The following is a 21,774-nucleotide window of genomic DNA, read 5'->3' on the forward strand; positions in this document are numbered from 1 at the left end:
TTATCCTCCTAAATTGCTAAACGGGACTTCCCACTGATAATCATCATATTCATAACAAACGTCTTTGATAATTTCACCTTTTGAAATTTCAATTTCCTGAGTGAATTCCATGCCACACTCAAATGTAAAAATTTTAATGTCAACATCAAACTTGCTTGAAATTTCTTTATAATTTTCTGGAATAGCACTCCATGCTTGCTTGAAATTATCCAGTTCAACGATACAAAATTTTTCTTCAAGCCAAACTTCTATTTGTTTTTGATCAATAAATGCTCGTCTTGTGTTATTAATGTAAAAATAGGGAGCTGTGTTATTGAATTTAAGCAGAGTGCCATCATATTCATCTTCTAGCGTCACAGTGTCGTTTAATAGCATTTCTTTTAATGCTGATGCAATATTTTCGCTTCTTCCTCTTAATTTAAGAGATCCTTTGGCCCAATTTGGCATTATCTTTTCCTTCCTTGCTTTTTATATATTCGGCAAATCCTCTTCTTTTACGAATGAGCCATCAATCCATTTGCCTTTTCGGTCTTTGATTTCGTTATAGGCCCCAGTGAAGCATTCCAGAAATTCATAACCCAAAATATTGCTGATTGATTTCAAGTAGGCTACAATGCGCACAAGGTTGTGGCGACACATTTTTTTACTTGCTAAATCTTGAGATAGCTGAAATTCACTAATATTGGCATTTAGCAGTTTGAAGCAGTCCATTGCTTCTTTTGGTCTAACACTATCTGCGCTCTTAAAGATACTGTGCACATCTTCCTTGATTAATAATGCAAGCCCTACGATAACAACAGCACAATCACCAACGCTGTCTTTTGTTAGTGCTTCATTCTTTTTCAAGAATCCTGCACATAACTCGCCAAATTCCTCACTTAATTTTAAGGACTGTTTATCTAGCCGGCCCCCGTTTTCTATATCTCGATCAATAAACCATTTTTTTACTTTGTTTAAAATTAAATTCTCCATTTTTACCTCTTTCTATTTTTTCACAAGTTTTAAATTGCCAGTCTCTTTGCCTTTTTTGTTTAAATCTGCATAGAATTTCAATAGCAATTTATCTTTCCCTGTAATTTTGCTTAACTTCTTCAATGATCCGGTACATAAATAACGTCCGTTCTCATATAGCTTATAATCAGCTAACTCATCCGCATCACCCATGAGAGAGTTCTCTCCGATTTGAAAATATTGGCAAATCAGTAGTATGTGACGTTCGTGTACTTTTTTTTGGCCAGTCAATAGACTGCTTATTGTAGTCATTGAGTAGCCTATTTCTTCGGACAATTTTCTAGCTGTTAAGTTATGGCTTTTCATTAAGAGTTTGAGTTGCTCTTTGAAATGTTCTATCTGATTTTTGGTATAGCCTGACATGATACATTGCAATTCCTTTTTAATTATCAATTTCTACTGGATAGAATGTACCGAATGACTTTCTTAAAGCATTTCCTACCTGAATTGCTACCCCACGAGATGCGAATTTCATTGCTTTCGCTTCTTCAGAGAAAGATACATCCAAACCAGTGGTCCCAATCACTACAGATTTTACAAATGGTTTTGCTTGTTTTGATTCATGTTTTAAAATAAACATTACTTCCCATCCTGTTCTAATTTCTGTAGCATTTTATTTTTTGCTTCCTGCAAAGCTTTTTTCTCTCGATCACTTGTTTGATTGGTATAATTTGGTTTTGACCAATCTGGAACGTTTGATTGTTGCTTTGTTGGTTGTCCTTTTGTTTTGCTTTCCTGAAACTTCCGTTCTCGTTCGTTTACTGCTGCAATTGATAACAATCCATCATTTTTCCAATTTTGCAAAATAGCTCTAATATAGCTGAAATTTCTTTTACCATTGTCAGCGGCTAAACTGATAGCTTTTAAGACTACATCTGGTTCCATACCATCCAGAGTGATGAATTCTTTTAAAGTTTCAAATTGGATTCCATCAATTGGTGAAATACGAGACTGATATTCATCTACGATGATTTTGAGCGTATTTTTCTCTAAATCTTTCTCTATATCTATCTCTATTTCTTTCTCTATCTCTATCTCTAACTCTGGTGGATGTTCGTCCGACATTTGTCCGGACAAATGTCCCAATAATATTTTTTGTTTTTCCTTCTCAATTCTTCTGCGATAGTCACGCTTTCTATCAGCTTCTGTGTTCGATTTTCCAATAAATGATTCAATGTCTAGCATAAAAATAGCACCATTGTCCAAAACATCAATTAGGTTCATTTCCTTGAAAATGCTGACAGCTTTTTCTACTACTGCCACAGGATGCCTTGTTATTTTTGAAAGCATTTCAGAATTGAATGGGATTCGATCATTGAACATCAACTTACCGTTATTTTTCAAACTGCGGAGGTAAAGTTTGATTAAAATGTTAGAGTATAGAAAGCCATCTGGCATACTTTCTAGAATGATCATTTCATCGCTGTCATAGAAATTTTCTTTAACTCTTAGGTAGTAATATTTTTTGTTGTCCGACATTCTCATCACCTCCTAAAATGGTAAATCATCATCCTTGATACCCATTGGATTTCCTGCGAATGAAGGTGGCATCTGCTCAGCCATTGAATTCTGATTGGCTGAATTGTCACGTTTTTCAAGAAGCTGAAAGCTTTCAGCAACCATTTCTGTCACATACACACGCTGCCCTTGCTGATTTTCATAATTGCGAGTCTGGATACGACCGGTGATGCCGACAAGGTTACCCTTCTTGGTCCAGTTTGCAAAGTTCTCGGCAAACTTGCCCCAAATCACACAGTTGATAAAGTCGGCATCATATTCACCATTTTGGTTTTTAAAATTCCGATTCACAGCAAGAGTGAACTGCCCGACCGCTTGATTCTGAGGAGTGTATCGAAGTTCTACATCACGAGTCAGACGCCCGATAAGTACAACATTATTAATCATTTGTACCTCCAACCAATGCCTCTGTCTTTGTCAATGCCTCTAGCTGTAGCATCATGGCTTTTTCTTTTTCAATCAGCCAGTCCATGTGCACCTTGGCTTTTTCCAAGTCCTCGATGCCATTTTTCTTACGATAACGAAGCAGATACTTAAGTAGATTACCTAAATGGTATCCGGTCAACTGCTCATCATTCATAAAGTTGCGATGGACATCGATGGCTTCTAAACCATTCCGTCCTTGGTAATGTTTTGGATTTCTTACATTGTCGTTCATAGTTCAGACATTCCTTTCACTGTTCTCTTTTGATGAATCTCTGACATTCTCTTATTCCACATTTCACGCTGATATTTTGCTGATTTGTAATGCTTCATTTTGGCTTTTTGGCGAACGATTACTTCACGCATCACATAGATTGCGAATCCTGAAAATAAAATGTATGTTACAAAAGCTACTGCTAAAATAATTTCAGTTGTTGTCATTTTCTTCTACCTCTTTTGTTTCTTTTTGCGGGAAAAGTTCCCGGTTGAATTTATTGATCATCACATCTTGAGCCTTATTGCTCTCTTTGATTTTTTCGATGCTTTCAGCCCAATGACCTGTACTTTCAAAGTTCATTTGGACTGAATTTTCTAGTTCTTTGATGTGTTGTTCTTGATCGTACATGATTTTCATTGTTGCGCCTGCAAATAATAATAATAGTGTTGCGAGTGATAGAACAGTAAATTTTAATTGTTTTAAACTCATACTCTAATCACCCCATCGTTCTTAAAATCCAGAGCCATCTGATGAAGTTTGTTTTCAAATTCATTGTCTGGCAATTTCATCAATCTGGCTTTTTCCTCTACTTTCAGCGGACGATTGGCATCTTGCCATTCCATCAATTTTAATAATCTTTTAATAGGATCCATTTTTTCTCCTTCAAATTGTGTTATAATTAGTTTATAGTTCTTTCAAAGTGCCTTTCTCAAGGCGCTTTTTTTATTTTTGTAAGCTTCGACAGAATCGCTGAACATCTTCCAAATTGTAGAGATACTTCCCGCCCTTTCCGGACTGTTGAAATTGGAATTTCCCTTGATCTCTCCATTCTTCTAGTTTAGTTCTACCCCATCCGGTCGCTTCCTGTAGCTGTTTGATCGGCACCCATGTAATATTTCTGCTTGATCTACGCTTAGCTTCTTCCATAGCTTTGATGTTGATTGAAACCAGCTCTTCAAAGAGTTTGTCTTTAAATTCAGTTCCAAATAGTTCTAGGACCATTTTTTTAATCCTTTCTATTCTTTATTTTTCTTTTGTTCTATAGCTCTTAAAATTACTTCATGAGCTATATCTTTTGTGAGCTTTTGTAACTTAATCAAAGCTTCACTATAAGTTTCTGATTGTTCAATTAGCAAGTCAGATAACTTTATAATTTCATCTTCAAAATCCATCTCAAGACCGATGACCTTTCTATATTATTGTGTTAACTTACTACTGACAAAAAACGATTAAATAAGACCTCTTACTCCTTATGAAAATCGTCTGTCAATTTTTATGAAAGGAGGGAATCTATGAATTACATTAATGAAATGTTACCTAATGAAGTAAGTTTCTTGCCATATCATTTTTCAACCTCAGATGTAGACAGTGTTGATCCATCATCTAAATCTGTTTTGAAATTTGCTACAACAGTAGATAACGAGAAATTTATTGATTTCTTGTCAGTACATGAAAATGGTTTAGTTCTATTAGTTAAAAGTGAAGACAATGAAGTTTGGTCTAATAGAAAACCAATTTCCAATACTGTTGATGGTAAACTTGTAATTACTTTTGAAAGTGAATAATCGAATCACTAAGTTTTACAGAAGTTTTCCCATCTTTTGAGCTAAGGACTTGTTTTTTAACAAGTTCTTTTTTAAATTTTATTTTCATATTTTCTCCTTACCCAATCAAACTCATCTGTCCGTTGCGGGCTTTGATTTCTAGCTTGGTATTCGCTGATGGCTCCCAACTATCCCAATAGTCGAAAGCTTTTTCCTCGTCCTTGCGCTTCAGCAAGTCATAGCGTGGAATGCGGAAGTATTCCTTGAAGTCTTTGGCAGCCTGTGAAAATACCGATTGTGCAAATTTCCGATCTTTGTATGCTTGGCTATCTTTACCGCCTAGCAATTCGACAACTTTCTGTTTTCGCATTTTTTCGAGTGCTAAACAAATTGACGGATTCACTGGTTGCTCATTTTTCAAATAATCTACATCGGCTGATAGAACGGATTGCCCTTCTTTCAGCTTTTTAAGTTCCTGCAATGCATGGATCATCACATCTTCTGTAGTTAAGTCATTGTTGACTTTTGCAATTTCATTTGTCATTCAAATTCTCCTTCTAAAATGTTGCTTTCTTTGCGGATATCGTTCAGGTCGTTGAAGAAACGAAGCCCTCGACTGATAAAACTATCAAATTCGTTTCGGATGATTCCGTCTGCTTTCAGAACTTTCTCTTCGTCTGCGTAGATTAGACCGCCCATACTTGCTAAAAAATCATTACCCTTCTGCAATAGGCTTGTGATGTTCTTGTAGGCTGATATTTGCTTCTGTACATTATTGAGTTGTCCTTGCGATTCTTCAATGGCTCTGGTCAATTCATCATACTGAGCAGATTTCTTATCGACCTCTTCACGCTGTGCCAGTGTATCATTCAATTGTTTTTCAATGAAATTAGATCGCTCTTCAGCATCTTTGATTGCTTTTGCAAGTTCCTTATTCTTTTCTAACAATTGCTTGTTGAGATCCTGAGTGGCCTTGTAGTCATCTGGAACAACTTCCTTGATTGTTTCCTTGACTTCGACCTTGGAAGACTTGATTTTCTCGTTCTCTGCTCGTAACTGTTCATTGACTTTCTTGCTGAGTTTGAGCTTCTTTTTAACTTCCTGCAGTTCTCGCACTGTCGGAGTGTCGCCATCTTCAATGCGTTGGATCTGCTCTTCTTTCTCTTCTTCTGGAAGAGTTGCGATGAGGTAGAGAGCGTTAATTCCTAAATTCTGTGACGTCACAGAATTTGGAAGTTCTTTTGCTACCTTCATAAATTGATTAGCAACCGTCTGACTGAATTCTATTTTTTTGAGCCATTCCATAAATTGCCCATGTGCCAGATCTTTCTCTTTGACGTGATTGAGTCGTCTGCCGATTTCCCAGATTGACTGACCAGCTATTTGCTTGTGATAACTAATTTCAAGTTCTATCTGAGCTAGATTATTTGATAAAGTAATTTCGTTCATTTATCCTTCCTCAAATTTTTCCCATGATTCTGAGATTCGCAATTTCTTATTTATGCGCAATTTCAAATTATCACTGCCTTTTCCATTCTTGAACATCTGTGTAATCATCGCTGGGCTAACCCCGACCACAGTTGCAAGATCAGAACGAGTCCATCCACGCTTGTGGAGTTCTTCTTCTACAAGTTCATTCCATTTCTTGTGTTGTTGGCTCATGCTGCCTAACTCCTTTCTGTTTTTTGTAACAGTTAAAGAATTAGTTAATTATTTTATGTATTTACTTGACTTGTTTTAGTGTATTTGCTAAAATGAAGGCATAGTAAAAAGACATATTTAAAGACATTTTCTTTCTAAACGATACCGCTCGCCAAAGCTATCTTTTTTAGAAGTGCTTTATATGTTGTTTAACTAACTCTTTAACTTTACAAAAACTATTTTAGCGTATACGCAAGAATTTGTCAAGCGCTTTTTTGCGTATTTACTAAATATTTTTTGTCAATTCATTAGAAAGGTTGATAATTCAATGTTTTCGACATTTGAAATTATTAAAGAATTGGCTAAAAAGCGGGGAATTTCTCTAAATCAATTAGAAGAAAAACTAGGGATTGGAAAAAATTCTTTGTATGGCTTGAAAAGAAATCAGCCATCTGCTGAAAGATTACAACAAATTGCAGATTATTTTGATGTGTCCATCGACTACCTACTGGGACGCACAGAAAATCCTAATATTGCGAAAGATGGTGATGCTTCTGCACCATTAGACCTCAGAGATATTGCTGCACAATCAATGTTATTCGATGGTAAACCACTCACAGAAGAAGATATTGATTTTATTACAGCAGTTTTGGAGGCACATTTAAAAAATAAATAGAGGTGCACTTATGACTGTAAGAGAGCTTTGCGCCCAAGAGGGTGTAAACCTATGCTACTTTGACGGAAGTGATTGGCATAGTCCTGGTTTCTTTAATCCTACTTTGAACATTTTAGCTTTAGATATTAATTTATCAGTTGAAGATCAAAAGCAAGTTGCTTTGCACGAATTGGGTCACAAAGAGCATACTCCTGCTCAATATGAGCTAAATAGGGAGTACTGCGAGCTGCAGGCTGATAGAAGCATGATTCATCACTTGCTAGAAGAAGAGTTACAATTAATGGAAGATGTCAGGGATTTCAATTACATAAAATTTATGGAAAAGTACAAATTAAAGACCATTGCTGATGAAACAATGGTCAAAGATGAGTATATTTCACTAATTGGTAAGAATGATGGAAATTAAAACATATAAAAAGAAAAATGGTGATACTGCCTACGGATTTAGGATCTATGTAGGCAAGGAAAATGGCAAAGACAAGTATGTCAAGCGTCAAGGATTTCCAAGCAAAGCGAAGGCACGGGCAGCACTCTTACAACTTCAGGACGATTTGGAGAATGTGGAGCAAACGAAAAAAGACATCACTGTTGAAGAGGTAGCAAAGAAATGGCTCAGAGAGTATGCTGACACTGTTCAAGATAGCACATACATCAAGACTGAAAGAAATATCAAAAATCACATTTATCCTGTTTTTGGTAGTCAAAAAATAGCTTCCATAACTCCTCTTCAATTACAGGAACAGGTCAATGAATGGTCCAGAAAATTAGTTTATGGGCGCAAGTTGAAAGGTCTGATGAATAACATTTTCAAGTATGCTATCCGTTATGGTTATATTTCAATCAATCCTGTTGATAGCGTGACCACACTTGTCAAAAAAGAGAGTGATTCTTCTAGTGATTTTTATGATAAAGATGAATTAAAATCATTTATGAAATTAGTGGATGACACGGATGATCTGAGAAAGAAAGTCATGTTCCGTCTTCTTGCGTTCACAGGGGCCAGAAAAGGGGAGATTTTGGCTCTCAAATGGACTGACTGGATAGATAATACTCTGAACATAAACAAGGCCATTACAAGAGGTTTTGAGGGCGAATCTGTGGGGGCTACTAAAAACAAGAGTAGTGTCCGACTGATTAGCCTTGATCAAAGAACAATTGATTTGCTATCAGAGTACAAGGAAATGAATCCTACTACCACTTTCATTTTTGAAAGCCCTGAAGGAAAGCCTATTCCAAGCTCATTGCCCAGAAAGTGGCTTTTGCAAATCGTAAAAGGGACAGATGTCAAGCCTATCAAGATTCACGGTTTTAGGCACACACATGCCAGCTTGTGCTTTGAAGCAGGAATGACACTGAAGCAGGTCCAACATCGACTAGGACACAGTGACCTCAAGACAACTATGAATGTATACACACATATCACCAAGCAAGCCAAAGATGACATTGGTGAGAAATTTGCTAATTATATAGATTTTTAAATATTACAGTTATCAGGACAGACTCTTTTTCAAAAAGGGTCTGTTTTTGGGTCTGTCCATTCCAAAAAGGTATGGGAAAGAATAGAAAGTATAAAAATAAAAAACGTTGAATTATCAACGTTTTAAGAAGTTTTAATAAGTTTCAAAAAGTATATATGGAGCCGGTGGGAGTCGAACCCACGTCCAAACACCTGCCAGCATATTTGTCTACAACCATAGGTTATGTCTTAGTTTAACAGCTACATGACACATAACTCAAGCCCTGTAGTTGCGAGTCTATCAATCTCTTATCTAACTCCTAGACAAAGCTAGATCGTATCTCGCTGAAATTAAGACCTGTCATCAAACACGAGCGATTCGAATCGGGTCACGCCTGCTGGTGTTTAGGCAGCTAAAGCGTAAGAATTATTATTTTTTGCAGTTATATTTAACTGGCGTTTTACATCCGCTAGATGAGTTGCAAAATATGCCTCATAATGCCTGTCGAATCCGTAACGACCCCAAAACGAATACAATTAGTATATCAAAATGTAGCCAAAAATGCAAAAGAAAAAAATTGAACAAGAAGGCTTCCACCGGGAAGCTCCTTGTTCAATTAACTGTTCTTATTGAAGATTCAACTTGTACTTGCTGATATAGTGAATCGTGAAGTACATAGAAACAATCTTGATGACTTCATAGATAAGACCTGGGATGAAGTTAGGTCCAAATTCATCAATATTTCCATAAACCAATGCAGACCCAACAGCATATGAATCTTTTAATGGATTGACTGCTGTACCGATGATACTTAAAACAATGCACAAGAGAAAGAAAAACAGAATAGCCTTCAATCCACGACGATTTTGGAAGAGTTGGCCAAGTGCGATCGATACATAAAATAGGAAGATCCCTGAAGCTGTGGTAAAAATCCACCAAACGATAATCCAATAAGCAATTGAATGACTAAAAGCCTCAGCGATAATACTAAATACAGGAGAGAGGTCTTGTCCAATGACAGCACCCATCACAAGTATTGTGATAAAACCACTAAAAAATAGAAGGAATAGGCAGTAAAGACTCGCTACTAAAGCTCCCACAAATTTAGATAAAATGATCGCATGCGGGCTAGCTGGAAGGGTCCAGGTCAAGTAACCTTCGCGTCCGTATAAGTTGGAATAGAAACGACGGATAATAATATAGTAGTTACTAAGATAAAGACCAATGACTCCTCCAAAAATGAGAATCCCAAGAGTCCCTGTTATGATTTGCATACTATTGGTTTCCATATCCACAAAACCGTTTGTAGCACTTCCACCAATAACACCTGTAATCACTGACAAACCTAGTGCAATCAGGGTGATCAATAAATACCACTTAGCTGTCGATTTAAATTCATATTTTAATAATTTACCAAACATGGGGTCCTCCTAATAAACACGGAATTGATCACGGAAGATCTCATCGATTGATTTTCCGTGTTGATTGCGCAAAACAGTCGTATTTTCATGCAAGAGGATTCTTCCTTGGTTGATGAAAATCGCTTCATCCAAAACTTGCTCAATATCCGCAATCAAGTGAGTAGAAATCAAGACAGAAGAGTTTGGACGTCTGTTTTGAATAATGGTCCGCAAAATATAATCACGCGCTGCTGGGTCGACCCCACCGATTGGTTCATCAAGGACATACAAGTCAGCTTCACGACTCATCACCAAAATCAATTGTACTTTTTCCTTATTCCCTTTTGAAAGGCTGTTCAATTTTTGATTTGGATGCAAATGCAAATCGTTGAGCAATTGGTAAGCTCGTTGGACATTAAAATCTGAATAAAAATCTTGGAAATAGCTAATAGCATCACTAATTTTTATATTTTCACTCAAATAAGTCGTATCCGGCAAATAGGAAACAACTTTTTTAGAAGCTGGGGATGGTAATTGACCATGAATATAGATATTTCCAAGGCTTGGTTGCAACAAACCATTAATCAATTTAATGATGGTTGTTTTCCCGCTACCATTAGGCCCCAAAAGGCCAATAATACGGCCAGGTTGGATGTTCAAACTAACATCCATGAGAGCAACTTCATGCCCATAATTCTTTGTCACATGGTCCAAGTAGACCAAAGGATACTGATTCATGTAAATCTCCTTTATTTTCTATTTATGCTATTATACCTTGTCCTCTTGATGATTGCAACTTTATCTGAAAATTTGCTAAGAATTTGAAAATGGTTGTTCAAAAATACAGGTGTAAACAAATCAGAGGTTAGGGAAGCCCCTAACCTCTGATTTGTTTTGATGAATAGAATTTTTAACTAATTCCAAGTGCAATCCGTGCATAGCGGCTCATTTTTTCAACCGTCCAAGCAGGATACCAGACCAACTTCACATCCACAGATGTCACTTCTTCTACTTCTGCTAAAACATCATGAATCTGATCTGTCAGAAGATCCGCTAATGGACATCCCATGGTCGTTAGCGTCATATCAATAATGGTCGCTCCAGTTTCACCATCAAAATGGATCTCGTAAACAAGACCTAAATTAACAATGTCAATCCCAAGCTCAGGATCGATTACCTCTTCCAAAGCATTTAAGATTTTATTTTTAATTTCTTCAATTTGCTCAGTTGTATATGCCATATGACACTTCCTTTTTTTGTTATGTTACTCTCGATAGAATTGCTTAGCTCGGGTTAAAAAGGTCCCACGGACATAGGTCGCTTTTTCATTTCTTGGCGACCGTTAAAAATGTCCCCCGGACCTAGGTCGCTTTTTTATTTCTAGGCGACCGTTAAAAATGTCCCCCGGACATTTTTAATCCTCAATAAAATCACGCAATGGTTTGCTTCTGCTTGGGTGGCGGAGTTTGCGAAGGGCTTTGGCTTCGATCTGACGGATCCGTTCACGAGTCACGTTGAAGACTTTGCCCACATCTTCCAAGGTCCGCATTTTTCCATCATCGAGACCAAAACGAAGGCGCAAAACATTTTCCTCCCGGTCAGTCAGGGTATCGAGGACTTCATCCAATTGTTCGCGTAGTACCACACGAGTGGTGTAGTCTACTGGATTTTCAATTACTTCATCTTCGATGAAATCGCCCAAGTGACTATCGTCTTCTTCCCCGATTGGCGTTTCCAACGAAACAGGCTCTTGGGCAATCTTCAAGATTTCACGGACCTTGTCTGGTGTCATATCCATGCGCTCAGCAATTTGTTCCGGTGTTGGATCTTGTCCCAATTCTTGCAAGAGATTGCGTTGTTCACGAACCAACTTGTTAATGGTTTCCACCATGTGAACAGGGATCCGAATGGTACGGGCTTGGTCTGCAATGGCACGAGTGATGGCCTGACGGATCCACCAAGTGGCATAAGTAGAGAACTTGAACCCTTTGGTGTAGTCAAACTTATCAACCGCCTTCATCAAGCCCATGTTTCCTTCTTGGATCAAATCCAAAAATTGCATTCCACGACCAACGTAACGTTTCGCAATGGATACAACCAAACGAAGGTTGGCTTCTGCTAGACGTTGCTTAGCTTCCAAGTCACCTTGTTCCACCAAGATAGCCAATTCTTGTTCTTCTTCATTGGTCAAAAGTGGAACAACCCCAATTTCTTTCAAGTACATCCGTACTGGGTCATTGACCTTAGCAGAGTTGCTTCCAAGCAATTCTTCATCTGACAATTCTGGCTCTTCCTCATTGTTCAACACACGCGCACTTGGGTTGCCGTCTTTATCAGTGATCGAAATCCCTGCATCTTGAATACGTTGCAAAAGATCTTCAATCCCATCTGCATCGAGTGTGAATGGAATAACCAATTGGTCATTAATTTCATCGTCTGTTGCAGTTCCGCTTTTCTTGTGGCTGCGAATAAATTCTGCAATTTGAACGTCCAATGTTGTAATATCTTTTTGTTCTTTAGCCATTCTTACTCCATTCTTCTTTTTTGAGCGATTAAACGCTCGAGTTCCAATAAAGCTTTTTCCGCATCCCCTATTGAGGAAGCTTCCTTCACTTTATTTCCAATTTGTTGACTTTCTTTGCGAAGAAGCTCACGATTCCGTGTCGCTTCTACTTCTTCTAACTCACCATCTGCTATCTCATCTGGTAAATCTTCTTCTAACATGCGGTACCAGGCGTGCTGGACCCCTTCAGGCTGCTCAGATAAATCCTGAGAGGTGACTTCTCCATTTTGACAGAGCAATTGATACAAGATCTGTAACTCCGGCGTGTCAAAGGCAAAATCAGGTCGCAAACGGTAATCATTGAGCACCATTGGAAAATCCTTCATCCTACTTAACAAATGATTTTCTGCCTTGATCAAGCGCGTCATCCCACGATTCGGCAAGAGCTCTACTGAAAAATGCGATGTTTTAGATCGTCCACCACTTTGAGCCTCCTGCCGTTGTTGCAAACGACTATTATTGACAATCTGCTCAATCTGCAAGTAATCAAAGTCCGGCAATAAATCGGCCAACTTATAAATATAGGTGTTTTGCGCTGTAATGGAGCGCGTCTGGGCGATCATCGGTGCCAGCTTTTCGACAAACTCAATTTGGGCTTGCAAGTTCTCAATATACTGGGGTTTCCAGTAGTGCATCAAGAATTCAACCTTACTAATCCGAGAATTCTTCAAGAGGGTAGCTAGATCTTCTGGGGACGTCTTTTTGAGGTACTCATCAGGGTCCATCTGATCAGGGATACGGACGATCTCCAACTCCAGATCCTGCAAGACATCCAAGGCCTTAGCTGTTGCTTCAAGTCCTGCCTTATCCCCATCATAGGTCAAGATGACCTTTTTGGTAAAATGAGACAGGTGCTGGACATGCTCTGGTGTCAAGGCTGTCCCCATAGAGGCGACTGCATTTTCTATCCCAGCTCGATAAGCCGCAATGACATCCATAAAGCCTTCCATGATATACATTTCATGTTGCTTTTTGGCGCTCGTCTTGGCTTGATCCAAATGATAGAGTTCATAACTTTTATTAAATAGACGGGTACTACGACTATTCTTGTACTTGGCTTGATGACTGCCATCATCCGTCATTTTCCACAGCCTACCAGAAAAGGCAATGACCCGTCCACTATCATCCGTCAAGGGAAACATGATCCGATCCTGAAAGGCATCAAAAACCGTTCCTGCATCTGAGATTGTAAACAAACCTGAATCGGTAATGACTTTCTCAGAGAATTTCTCAGAGAGATTGCGATAGAGGTAATTTCCTTCTGCAGGTGCTAAACCCAATTGAAAATGTCGGATCACTTCATCCGTCAGACCACGTTCATGCAGATAGTGTCGCGCTTCTTCCCCCATCTTAGTCGTCATCAAAATCGCCTGATAAAACTTACTAGCTTCCTGATGAATCTCATAAAGTTCTTGGTTTGGATTGACAGACGCTGATTGGGCAGGTCTTGCCTGGTACTGAAGCGCAATGCCAGCCTTGTCTGCTACGATCTGGACCGCATCCATAAAGGCGACTCCACGGTAGTCCTCAATAAACTTAAAGACATCTCCAGAGCGACCACATCCGAAGCAATGGTAAAACTGCTTGTCTTCAACGACATTAAAGGAAGGAGTCTTTTCACCATGAAAAGGACAAAGGCCTAAAAAGTTACGGCCAGCCTTGGTCAAAGAAACAACTTCTCCAATGACTTCAACAATGTTTACACTGTTTTTAATTTCTGCAATCAGCTCTTTATCAACCATAAACAGTGCCTCCATTTTACCATAGATTATCACTTTATATTTTATACTAAAAGTTAGTAAAAGTAAATTTTTTCCTACCGATTTCAAACAGAAAAGAAAAGATTTTCAACCTTTATCACTAATTTTAAGAAAATTAGGCATATTTCTTGTCAGTCGCATATTTTTCCGTTATACTATCATAGTAAAAAATTATTATGAAAGGACATATATAGGATATGTTAAAAGAATTGAAAGCTTTCCTCCTTCGTGGAAACGTTGTTGACCTTGCTGTTGCAGTGATTATCGGGGCTGCATTTGGTGCCATCGTGACATCACTTGTTAACGATATCATCACACCACTTATTTTGAACCCAGCTTTGAAATCTGCTGGTGTTGATAAAATCGCCGAATTGTCATGGAACGGTGTTGCTTACGGTAGCTTCTTGAGCGCAGTAATCAACTTCATCGTCATCGGAACTGTTCTCTTCTTTATCGTTAAAGCTGCTGAAAAAGCACAGAACCTTGGTAAAAAAGAAGAAGCTGTCGAAGAAGAAGCTCCAGCTCCTACTCAAGAAGAGTTGCTTGCTGAAATCCGCGACTTGCTTGCAAACAAATAATCAGATAAAAAGATCCGATCTTCTAGCTGGAAGGTCGGTTTTTTTGTCTTTGATGGATGAGAAAAAACAAAAAACAGACCGAAGTCTGTTTCTGTATTCAATTAGAATTTTTTACGTTTACGAGCTGCTTCTGATTTACGTTTACGTTTTACAGAAGGTTTTTCATAGAATTCACGTTTGCGTGTTTCTTGAAGAGTACCAGCTTTAGTAACCGCACGTTTGAAACGACGAAGAGCATCGTCAAGAGATTCATTCTTACGTACTACTGTTTTTGACATATTTTTCACTCCCTTCAAGCCTAAAATCTTAATTATTTTATCATACTTTAAAGGTGCTGTCAAGATCTTTTGAAACTTTTCTAGCCTTCCTAGCCTTCATGCTATTTCTTTTTCCGACTTTTTCATTCTTCCTATTTTATGATACAATGGAAACAAAGAAAACCCTGAAGGAGATACCATGTCAGAAATTTATGATATTACGATTGTTGGGGGCGGACCAGTTGGTCTGTTTGCTGCTTTTTATGGCAATATGCGCCAAGTTAAAGTCAAACTGATTGATTCCTTGCCTCAACTTGGAGGGCAACCAGCCATTCTCTATCCAGAAAAAAATATCCTCGATGTACCCGGTTTTACCAATTTAACAGGTGAAGAATTAAGCGACCGCTTGATCGAGCAAGTCAAACGATTCGATACACCGATCTTCCTCAATGAAACTGTAGAGGATATTCAAAAAGAGGGTGACCTCTTCATTATCACTACTTCTCGCCAAGTGCATCAGTCTAAAGCAGTCATCATTGCCATGGGTGGCGGTGCCTTTAAACCACGTGCTCTTGATATCGAGGGGGCTGATACCTTTGATAACGTCCACTATCACGTATCAAACATCCAACAATATGAAGGACAACAGGTGACCGTCCTTGGTGGTGGGGACTCTGCTGTGGACTGGGCTCTTGCTTTTGACAAGATTGCTCCAACTACAATCGTTCACCGTCGGGACAACTTCCGTGCCCTAGAACACAGTGTAGAAGAACTCAAGCAATCTTCTGTCAGCATCAAAACACCATTTGTTCCTAGCCGCTTGATTGGAGAAAATGGTCATGCCACACACCTTGAAATCACAAAAGTCAAATCCGATGAAACAGAACTCATCCCGATTGATCACTTATTTGTCAACTATGGCTTTAAATCTTCAATCGGAAACTTAAAAGAATGGGGTGTAGAATTGCAACGCCATAAAATCAAGGTGAACCAAAAACAAGAAACCAGCCTTCCTGGAATTTATGCCTGTGGAGACTGCTGCTTCTACGAAGGAAAGATTGATCTCATCGCTACAGGTCTGGGGGAAGCTCCAACAGCCGTAAACAATGCCATCAACTACATCTATCCAGATAAAAAAGTCCAACCAACCCACTCAACAAGTTTATAATAAAAAAGGCCTTTGGCCTTTTTTAAATTGAAGTCAAACTATTTTAAGTTAATCGATTCTGCAAAGAAGTAAAAATGAGTTCCTATTTTTAGTTTGAATCAAGAAAATACAAAAACTTTCCGCTGTGAGAAAAGTGCCTGAAACAATACGTTTCAGGCACTCGGGAGTTTTGAGAGTAAAACAGTTTGGGAAACTGTTTTAGCCTGAGCCCAGAAATTAAAGAGCGAAGGGGCTCAATACAAATTGAACAAGGGCTGCGGATTGTGTCAAAAAGATAAGTTCTCCTAGAATCGAAAGATTCTGCGTCAAACTTCCTATTTTGACTTTATCCGCAGACGCCCTCTGTATCTTAATTTAGTCATGGAACTTCTATGAAGTTCGCTGACGTCCGTACTCACCTAAGGAAAGTTTTTAAAAAGACTTTAACCTCATTATGAAAGGCCTTTGGCCTTTTTTATTTGTCTAAATCGTCTGCGATCTTATTGATCTTACGCAAGCGGTGATTGACACCGCTTTTTGAAATAGATTGTTGCAAGCTATCGGCAATCTGCTGGATAGAATAATCTGGATGGTTCATCCGGATATAGGCAACTTCTTGCAGGTCACTTGGTAAACTCCCTAGGCCGACCGTATCCACAATTTTACTAATATTATTAATGGTTTTCATGCTAGCAGTAACTGTGCGCTGGATATTGGCCATCTCGGCATTATTGGCCCGATTGAGGTCATTACGCGTCTCTCTCATAACCTTGATGGACTCAAATTCCTGCATGGCTTGCATGGCCTCTACCACAATTAGAAAATCAATAATATCTTCCGCTCGTTGCAGATAGGTTACCACTCCTTTTTTCCGCTCGATGGTTTTCGCATCTAGTAAAAATCCTTGCATGAGAAGGGCAATTCCTTCCGCGTGGTCTGTATAAACAGAATGAATTTCCAACTGGTACTTCCCTTTTTCAGGATCCTTGATGGAACCACTCGACAGAAAAGCCCCCCGAAGATAAGCACGACTGGCTACTTCATCTTCTAAAACACTGGCATCAATGCCTGTCTCAATCCCAAAAAAGGCATCTGCCAAATGCAAGTCAGCAAGAATCTCTTCCACCTTTTCATCCAAGAATACTGTGTAAACACGATTTTTTTTCAAATTGGTTTTTTGGTGGTGGCGAATATCCGATTTGGCCTCATAAAAATGATGCAACAATTCATAGATATGGCGAGCGATCTTGGCATTTTCTGTCGTCACCGAGAGCGTCAAGCCCCCCATTGAAATCCCAAGACTTCCAGACATCTTGATAATGGCAGCTAATTCACTCTTTTCAAATCGCTTGAGAGACAATAATTCTTCTTTGACACGAACCGTAAAACTCATTTTCTCACCTGCACGATCTGCATCAGCTCTTCGACCACTTTTTCACCATCATGAAAAGCTCCCCCGTTGACCAGCTTTAAGAAATCGGAAGAAATCACTTGAGGCACTTGCGATCGCAAGCCCTTAAAATCATGCTCTACCTGCACTAAGTATTCATCAAATTTATTGCTGTTCATGTAGGCTGCGGGAACCTGATTGATATTGACAAGGACGGTATCAATGAACTTCTCTCCCAAATGTTTATGGAGCACGGCAACGTGGTCGCTATCTGTGAAATGCTCGGTTTCTCCTCTTTGGGTCATGATGTTACAAACATAAGCCACTTGGGCCTTGGTTTCAAGGATGGCTTTCCCAATCTCATCGATCATCAAATTAGGAAGGATCGAGGTAAAGAGCGAACCAGGACCTAAGACGACCATATCACTTTCAAGAATCGCTTCCACCACTTTCTTACTAGCTTTTGGGCGCTCTTGATCAAAGGTATTGGTCACATAAACATGATCAATCATGCCGGTGTAGTTGGCAATGTGGCTTTCTCCTACCACTTCTTTTCCATCTTGAAAAACGGCATGAAGGGTCAAGGGACTATCACTCGACGGATAGATCTTGCCGGTTGTATGAAAGAACTTAGTCAACAACTGCATGGCATTATAGGTCGAGCCTTGCATCTCTGAAATCCCTGCAATAATCAAGTTTCCCAAAGGGTGCCCAGCCAAAGGACCATCATCCTCCGCAAAGCGGTATTGAAAGACTTTCTCATAAAAACGAGGCATATCTGACATGGCAACCAAGACATTTCGAAGATCCCCAGGTGGTGTCAATTTTTGGATGTTCTTCCGCAATTCACCTGAGCTACCGCCATCATCTGCAACGGTTACAATGGCCGTGATCTCAACCGGTTTCTTTCTTAGACTATCGAGAATAACAGAAATCCCTGTCCCTCCTCCAATAACGGTTACTTTAGGTTTTCTCATGAGCGATTCACCGTTTCTTTCCGTCTATCTTTGTCTCTATGACTGCAATTGACCTGCCAATTTTTTTCTAAATCATGCGCTAAGCGCTCTGCAAAGGCTACTGAACGGTGTTGACCTCCAGTACAGCCCATGGCGATGGTGAGAACGGATTTACCTTCTCGTTTATAAGACGGTAAAATAGGAACGATTAAGTCATGGAGATGACGGTAAAAGTCCTCTGATTCAGGGTGATCCATGACATAATCATAGACAGCTGGATCTTGACCGGTTAAATTCCGAAGTTCCAATTTATAGTAGGGATTTGGAAGAAAACGCACATCAAAGACGAGGTCAGCATCGATCGGAAGGCCGTATTTGAAACCAAATGACATGACCTCAACCCGAAAATCTGGCTGATTATCTTGACTGGCAAATTGCTCTGCAATCGTTTTTCTCAGATTACGGGGCGTCAACTCAGTCGTGTCCACCACATTTTGACTGATATTTTTCAAAGGAGACAAGAGCTCTCGCTCTAAGGTAATCCCATCTAAAACACGGCCATCTGCAGCTAGTGGGTGGCTACGACGTGTTTCCTTGTATCGTGCTACCAACTCACTGTCAGTAGCATCCAAGAACAAAACCTTGAAATCGAGGTCTTCTTGATTGTCCAATTCATCCAAAATGGTGCGAATTTCATTGAAAAAAGAACGGCTCCGCATGTCCACAACAACGGCTAATTTATTGTTATCCGGGCTAAGGCGCATGAGTTCAATAAATTTTAGCAAGAGCGCCGGTGGCATATTATCGATGGTAAAGTAACCCAAATCCTCAAACGATTGGATAGCGACGGTCTTGCCAGCACCGCTCATCCCTGTTACCATGACTAGTTGAATCTTACTTTCTGTCATTTTCTCCTCCCAAAATAAAACAGAGTGGCCTACAGTTTCCTGCTTTCCACTCTGTCTTTTTGTCTTTGAATGGTTATTAGGCCTTGATTTCCGCAATAACTTCAATTTCAACCTTCACATCACGTGGCAGGCGTGCTACTTCAACAGCAGATCGAGCTGGAAACTCTGTGGTAAAGACTGTTTTATAGACCTCATTAAAAGGTACAAAGTCATTCATATCACTTAAAAAACAAGTAGTTTTCACCACGTGGTCGAAGTCTGTCCCAGCCTCTTCCAAAATAGCCCCAATATTCTTTAAGACTTGCTCTGTTTGTTCTTGGATGGTTTCTCCAATGATTTCTCCTGTTTCAGGTGACAAGGGAACTTGTCCGCTTGCAAAGAGAAGATTGCCTACGATTTTCCCTTGAACATAAGGTCCAATTGCTGCAGGTGCTTTATCTGTATGAATTGTTTTTGCCATAGTATTCTCCAAGTCTATTTACTTCTGCTGGTTTTCTTTTGCTAATTTTTCCCTTTGTAGGCGCAACTTGCGCTTAGGATTTAGCGTATTAAAGAGTTCTTCTAATTTTTCAGCATTCCAAACATCAGCTGCTGAAACAAAATTTCCATTTTCATCTCGAAAAGATATTGGTTTATCTCCCACTGAAAAAGCCTCATTTCTTATTTGGAATCCTTGATCCGCTCGGGACCATGCTTAATCTACAAACTCAAATTCAAATTTACCGATCCGGACGATATCGCCATCTTTTGCCCCACGTGCACGGAGAGCTTCATCAACACCCATTCCACGCAATTGACGAGCAAACTTCATGACCGCTTCATCCCGATCGAAATTGGTCATATTAAAGAGTTTTTCAAGTTTTTCACCAGACAAGACCCAAGCGGCATCGTCATCACGACTGATGTCAAAGGCTGGCTGGTCTTCATCAAAGCCATAGTAAACTTCTTCTTGGGCCATGTCGTCTTCTGAATACAAGAGGAATTCTGGTGTTTTGTCTAACAATTCTGCCGTTGCATCTAACAAATTGTCTAAACCTTGATGAGCCAAACTAGAGATTGGGAAGATCTGTGGCAGTTCATCAAACTCATCGTAATTGGCTGCCAATTTCTTCTTGAATTCTTTCAAATTTTCTTGGCTTTCCGGCATGTCCATCTTATTCGCCACGATAATCTGAGGACGTTCCATCAAGCGAAGATTATAGGTTTCAAGCTCTTTATTGATTTGAACATAATCTTCATAAGGGTCGCGTCCTTCACTGGCAGACATATCAATAACGTGCAAGATAACACGGGTGCGCTCGATGTGACGAAGGAACTGGGTTCCTAGTCCAACACCTTGGCTGGCCCCTTCAATCAATCCAGGAAGGTCTGCTACGGCAAAGGATTCCCCAGACGGAGTCCGAACCATTCCCAAATTTGGAACGATGGTTGTGAAATGATAAGCCCCAATTTTTGGTTTGGCTGAAGTGATGACACTGAGAAGGGTCGATTTCCCAACAGAAGGGAAGCCAACCAAACCAACATCTGCCAAGACCTTCAGTTCTAACTCTAATTCACGTTCCTGACCAGGCTCTCCATTTTCAGAAATCTCTGGTGCTGGATTTTTAGGAGTGGCAAAACGAATATTTCCACGCCCTCCACGGCCACCATGGGCTACAATATACTCCTGTCCATTTTCAACCAAGTCGGTAATGACCTTACCAGTCTCGGCATCTCGGACGGTCGTTCCTTGCGGTACACGTACATAAAGATCTTCTGCTCCCCGTCCGTGCATCCCTTTGGTCATTCCTTTTTCCCCATTTTGGGCTTTGAAATGCCGGTTATAGCGGAAGTCCATCAAGGTGCGCAAGCCTTCGTCTACAACGAAAATGACATTTCCGCCACGGCCTCCATCACCACCCCAAGGTCCGCCATTAGGGACATATTTTTCACGGCGAAAGGCCACCATGCCATCGCCGCCATTTCCAGCCTTGACCTTAATCTTGGCTGTATCTAAAAACATACTCATAAATAGATGATTTCCTTTATTTCTGTGTGCGTCTTAGTAAGAAAGAGCACCAATTGCGGTTGCAAAGATTGCACCAACCGTTACAATCAACATAATCACAATAACAACCATCGTGATCATTTCAAATGGTGTTTTTTTACGTTTTCCGTTATCTCCAAAAGCCACTTCTAATACCTCGATTACTATAAATTCATTAGCCCTATTTTACCACGAAATAGGGGATTTTTCAAATCGAGCCTACACAAAAGAGAGTGGGACAGAAATCGGTAATTCGTTAGAATTCGATTTCGTCGTCCCACCTCCGCACAGTTGAGTAGGGC

The 21,774-nt window shown here is 39.6% G+C and carries 34 protein-coding genes and 1 other RNA gene; 6 read left to right on the forward strand and 29 right to left on the reverse strand.

Going from position 1 to position 21,774, the window contains the following annotated elements:
• From H7T97_RS06110 to H7T97_RS06165, 12 genes are all read right to left on the reverse strand, one after another.
• Nucleotides 1-447: a hypothetical protein gene (locus tag H7T97_RS06110; RefSeq protein WP_195487082.1), complete on the reverse strand. Its 447-nt coding sequence runs from the start codon at nt 445-447 to the stop codon at nt 1-3.
• Between the two features lie 21 nt (nt 448-468).
• Nucleotides 469-972 carry a MazG-like family protein gene (locus tag H7T97_RS06115; RefSeq protein ID WP_129299833.1) on the reverse strand — a complete coding sequence of 168 codons (504 nt, stop codon included), beginning with the start codon at nt 970-972 and terminating at the stop codon, nt 469-471.
• 12 nt (nt 973-984) lie between these two features.
• The gene (locus H7T97_RS06120; protein ID WP_129299832.1) at nt 985-1,374 is read right to left on the reverse strand and encodes a helix-turn-helix domain-containing protein; all 390 of its coding nucleotides are present in this window, start codon (nt 1,372-1,374) and stop codon (nt 985-987) included.
• Nucleotides 1,375-1,393: 19 nt separating this feature from the next.
• Nucleotides 1,394-1,591, reverse strand: coding sequence for a hypothetical protein (locus H7T97_RS06125; protein WP_129299831.1), 198 nt, complete (start codon nt 1,589-1,591; stop codon nt 1,394-1,396).
• Nucleotides 1,591-2,490 carry a phage replisome organizer N-terminal domain-containing protein gene (locus H7T97_RS06130; protein WP_195487081.1) on the reverse strand — a complete coding sequence of 300 codons (900 nt, stop codon included), beginning with the start codon at nt 2,488-2,490 and terminating at the stop codon, nt 1,591-1,593. The genes H7T97_RS06125 and H7T97_RS06130 overlap by 1 nt, the downstream gene beginning before the upstream one ends.
• A 12-nt stretch (nt 2,491-2,502) precedes the next feature.
• Nucleotides 2,503-2,916: a single-stranded DNA-binding protein gene (ssb, locus tag H7T97_RS06135; RefSeq protein WP_129299829.1), complete on the reverse strand. Its 414-nt coding sequence runs from the start codon at nt 2,914-2,916 to the stop codon at nt 2,503-2,505.
• Complete coding sequence (locus H7T97_RS06140; protein ID WP_201089762.1) at nt 2,909-3,187, reverse strand: DUF3310 domain-containing protein; 279 nt, start codon at nt 3,185-3,187, stop codon at nt 2,909-2,911. Before H7T97_RS06140 ends, ssb begins: the two co-directional genes overlap by 8 nt.
• Entirely contained in the window at nt 3,184-3,393 is a 210-nt protein-coding gene (locus H7T97_RS06145; protein ID WP_201089764.1) for a hypothetical protein, read from the reverse strand. The genes H7T97_RS06140 and H7T97_RS06145 overlap by 4 nt, the downstream gene beginning before the upstream one ends.
• Nucleotides 3,380-3,658 carry a hypothetical protein gene (locus tag H7T97_RS06150; RefSeq protein WP_009732597.1) on the reverse strand — a complete coding sequence of 93 codons (279 nt, stop codon included), beginning with the start codon at nt 3,656-3,658 and terminating at the stop codon, nt 3,380-3,382. The genes H7T97_RS06145 and H7T97_RS06150 overlap by 14 nt, the downstream gene beginning before the upstream one ends.
• On the reverse strand, nt 3,655-3,822 hold the full coding sequence (locus H7T97_RS06155) for a hypothetical protein (protein WP_009732596.1): 168 nt from the start codon (nt 3,820-3,822) through the stop codon (nt 3,655-3,657). The genes H7T97_RS06150 and H7T97_RS06155 overlap by 4 nt, the downstream gene beginning before the upstream one ends.
• Nucleotides 3,823-3,892: 70 nt before the next feature.
• Nucleotides 3,893-4,171, reverse strand: coding sequence for a hypothetical protein (locus H7T97_RS06160; protein ID WP_049472199.1), 279 nt, complete (start codon nt 4,169-4,171; stop codon nt 3,893-3,895).
• Between the two features lie 14 nt (nt 4,172-4,185).
• Complete coding sequence (locus H7T97_RS06165) at nt 4,186-4,341, reverse strand: hypothetical protein (protein ID WP_160312932.1); 156 nt, start codon at nt 4,339-4,341, stop codon at nt 4,186-4,188.
• A 120-nt stretch (nt 4,342-4,461) separates the two neighbouring features.
• Between H7T97_RS06165 and H7T97_RS06170 the strand changes: the two genes are divergently transcribed.
• Nucleotides 4,462-4,734: a hypothetical protein gene (locus H7T97_RS06170; protein WP_201089766.1), complete on the forward strand. Its 273-nt coding sequence runs from the start codon at nt 4,462-4,464 to the stop codon at nt 4,732-4,734.
• Nucleotides 4,735-4,831: 97 nt separating this feature from the next.
• Here H7T97_RS06170 and H7T97_RS06175 read toward each other — a convergent pair whose 3' ends face one another.
• From H7T97_RS06175 to H7T97_RS06185, 3 genes are read right to left on the reverse strand one after another with little or no spacing between them, the layout of a single operon-like run.
• Nucleotides 4,832-5,257, reverse strand: a complete 426-nt coding sequence (locus H7T97_RS06175) for an ORF6C domain-containing protein (protein ID WP_201089768.1) — start codon at nt 5,255-5,257, stop codon at nt 4,832-4,834.
• On the reverse strand, nt 5,254-6,162 hold the full coding sequence (locus H7T97_RS06180; protein ID WP_201089770.1) for a DUF3102 domain-containing protein: 909 nt from the start codon (nt 6,160-6,162) through the stop codon (nt 5,254-5,256). The genes H7T97_RS06175 and H7T97_RS06180 overlap by 4 nt, the downstream gene beginning before the upstream one ends.
• On the reverse strand, nt 6,163-6,375 hold the full coding sequence (locus H7T97_RS06185) for a helix-turn-helix domain-containing protein (protein ID WP_201089772.1): 213 nt from the start codon (nt 6,373-6,375) through the stop codon (nt 6,163-6,165). It lies immediately after the preceding gene.
• 307 nt (nt 6,376-6,682) lie between these two features.
• Here H7T97_RS06185 and H7T97_RS06190 point away from each other — a divergent pair, with 307 nt between their 5' ends.
• From H7T97_RS06190 to H7T97_RS06200, 3 genes are read left to right on the forward strand one after another with little or no spacing between them, the layout of a single operon-like run.
• The gene (locus tag H7T97_RS06190; protein WP_201089774.1) at nt 6,683-7,030 is read left to right on the forward strand and encodes a helix-turn-helix domain-containing protein; all 348 of its coding nucleotides are present in this window, start codon (nt 6,683-6,685) and stop codon (nt 7,028-7,030) included.
• Nucleotides 7,031-7,040: 10 nt separating this feature from the next.
• Nucleotides 7,041-7,436: an ImmA/IrrE family metallo-endopeptidase gene (locus tag H7T97_RS06195; protein WP_201089776.1), complete on the forward strand. Its 396-nt coding sequence runs from the start codon at nt 7,041-7,043 to the stop codon at nt 7,434-7,436.
• Entirely contained in the window at nt 7,426-8,508 is a 1,083-nt protein-coding gene (locus H7T97_RS06200) for a tyrosine-type recombinase/integrase (protein WP_201089788.1), read from the forward strand. The genes H7T97_RS06195 and H7T97_RS06200 overlap by 11 nt, the downstream gene beginning before the upstream one ends.
• A gap of 153 nt (nt 8,509-8,661) precedes the next feature.
• Here the strand turns inward: H7T97_RS06200 and ssrA are convergent.
• The 6 genes from ssrA to dnaG form a co-directional block, all read right to left on the reverse strand.
• Nucleotides 8,662-9,010, reverse strand: a transfer-messenger RNA (tmRNA) gene (ssrA, locus tag H7T97_RS06205).
• A gap of 103 nt (nt 9,011-9,113) precedes the next feature.
• The gene (locus H7T97_RS06210) at nt 9,114-9,908 is read right to left on the reverse strand and encodes a hypothetical protein (RefSeq protein ID WP_201089778.1); all 795 of its coding nucleotides are present in this window, start codon (nt 9,906-9,908) and stop codon (nt 9,114-9,116) included.
• Nucleotides 9,909-9,917: 9 nt separating this feature from the next.
• The gene (locus tag H7T97_RS06215; RefSeq protein ID WP_021152925.1) at nt 9,918-10,625 is read right to left on the reverse strand and encodes an ABC transporter ATP-binding protein; all 708 of its coding nucleotides are present in this window, start codon (nt 10,623-10,625) and stop codon (nt 9,918-9,920) included.
• Between the two features lie 172 nt (nt 10,626-10,797).
• Nucleotides 10,798-11,127 carry a metal-sulfur cluster assembly factor gene (locus tag H7T97_RS06220; protein WP_004220168.1) on the reverse strand — a complete coding sequence of 110 codons (330 nt, stop codon included), beginning with the start codon at nt 11,125-11,127 and terminating at the stop codon, nt 10,798-10,800.
• A 174-nt stretch (nt 11,128-11,301) separates the two neighbouring features.
• Entirely contained in the window at nt 11,302-12,411 is a 1,110-nt protein-coding gene (rpoD, locus tag H7T97_RS06225; RefSeq protein ID WP_003003251.1) for an RNA polymerase sigma factor RpoD, read from the reverse strand.
• A 2-nt stretch (nt 12,412-12,413) separates the two neighbouring features.
• Nucleotides 12,414-14,192, reverse strand: coding sequence for a DNA primase (gene dnaG, locus H7T97_RS06230; protein ID WP_201089780.1), 1,779 nt, complete (start codon nt 14,190-14,192; stop codon nt 12,414-12,416).
• A gap of 215 nt (nt 14,193-14,407) precedes the next feature.
• On the opposite strand from dnaG, the gene mscL reads away from it, so the two are divergent.
• Nucleotides 14,408-14,788, forward strand: a complete 381-nt coding sequence (gene mscL, locus H7T97_RS06235; protein ID WP_201089782.1) for a large conductance mechanosensitive channel protein MscL — start codon at nt 14,408-14,410, stop codon at nt 14,786-14,788.
• A gap of 101 nt (nt 14,789-14,889) precedes the next feature.
• Here the strand turns inward: mscL and rpsU are convergent, their stop codons facing one another.
• Nucleotides 14,890-15,066, reverse strand: coding sequence for a 30S ribosomal protein S21 (gene rpsU / locus H7T97_RS06240; RefSeq protein WP_000048054.1), 177 nt, complete (start codon nt 15,064-15,066; stop codon nt 14,890-14,892).
• Nucleotides 15,067-15,244: 178 nt separating this feature from the next.
• Between rpsU and H7T97_RS06245 the strand changes: the two genes are divergently transcribed.
• Nucleotides 15,245-16,213 (forward strand): NAD(P)/FAD-dependent oxidoreductase, encoded by a 969-nt coding sequence (locus tag H7T97_RS06245; RefSeq protein WP_118228336.1) that lies wholly within the window; start codon nt 15,245-15,247, stop codon nt 16,211-16,213.
• Between the two features lie 454 nt (nt 16,214-16,667).
• Here H7T97_RS06245 and whiA read toward each other — a convergent pair whose 3' ends face one another.
• From whiA to H7T97_RS06280, 7 genes are all read right to left on the reverse strand, one after another.
• On the reverse strand, nt 16,668-17,585 hold the full coding sequence (gene whiA, locus H7T97_RS06250) for a DNA-binding protein WhiA (protein WP_201089784.1): 918 nt from the start codon (nt 17,583-17,585) through the stop codon (nt 16,668-16,670).
• Entirely contained in the window at nt 17,582-18,559 is a 978-nt protein-coding gene (locus H7T97_RS06255; protein WP_201089786.1) for a YvcK family protein, read from the reverse strand. Before H7T97_RS06255 ends, whiA begins: the two co-directional genes overlap by 4 nt.
• Nucleotides 18,556-19,446, reverse strand: coding sequence for an RNase adapter RapZ (gene rapZ, locus H7T97_RS06260; protein WP_155167838.1), 891 nt, complete (start codon nt 19,444-19,446; stop codon nt 18,556-18,558). The genes H7T97_RS06255 and rapZ overlap by 4 nt, the downstream gene beginning before the upstream one ends.
• A gap of 76 nt (nt 19,447-19,522) precedes the next feature.
• A complete protein-coding gene (locus tag H7T97_RS06265) occupies nt 19,523-19,906 on the reverse strand; it encodes a RidA family protein (protein ID WP_003006514.1) in 384 nt (127 codons plus the stop codon).
• Between the two features lie 18 nt (nt 19,907-19,924).
• On the reverse strand, nt 19,925-20,089 hold the full coding sequence (locus tag H7T97_RS06270; RefSeq protein WP_003006512.1) for a hypothetical protein: 165 nt from the start codon (nt 20,087-20,089) through the stop codon (nt 19,925-19,927).
• Nucleotides 20,090-20,140: 51 nt separating this feature from the next.
• Nucleotides 20,141-21,454, reverse strand: coding sequence for a GTPase ObgE (obgE, locus tag H7T97_RS06275; protein WP_013903339.1), 1,314 nt, complete (start codon nt 21,452-21,454; stop codon nt 20,141-20,143).
• Between the two features lie 33 nt (nt 21,455-21,487).
• Entirely contained in the window at nt 21,488-21,619 is a 132-nt protein-coding gene (locus H7T97_RS06280; RefSeq protein ID WP_003011566.1) for a DUF4044 domain-containing protein, read from the reverse strand.
• Nucleotides 21,620-21,774: the final 155 nt, after the last annotated feature.

Source organism: Streptococcus parasanguinis (assembly GCF_016648925.1).
Taxonomy (GTDB): domain Bacteria; phylum Bacillota; class Bacilli; order Lactobacillales; family Streptococcaceae; genus Streptococcus.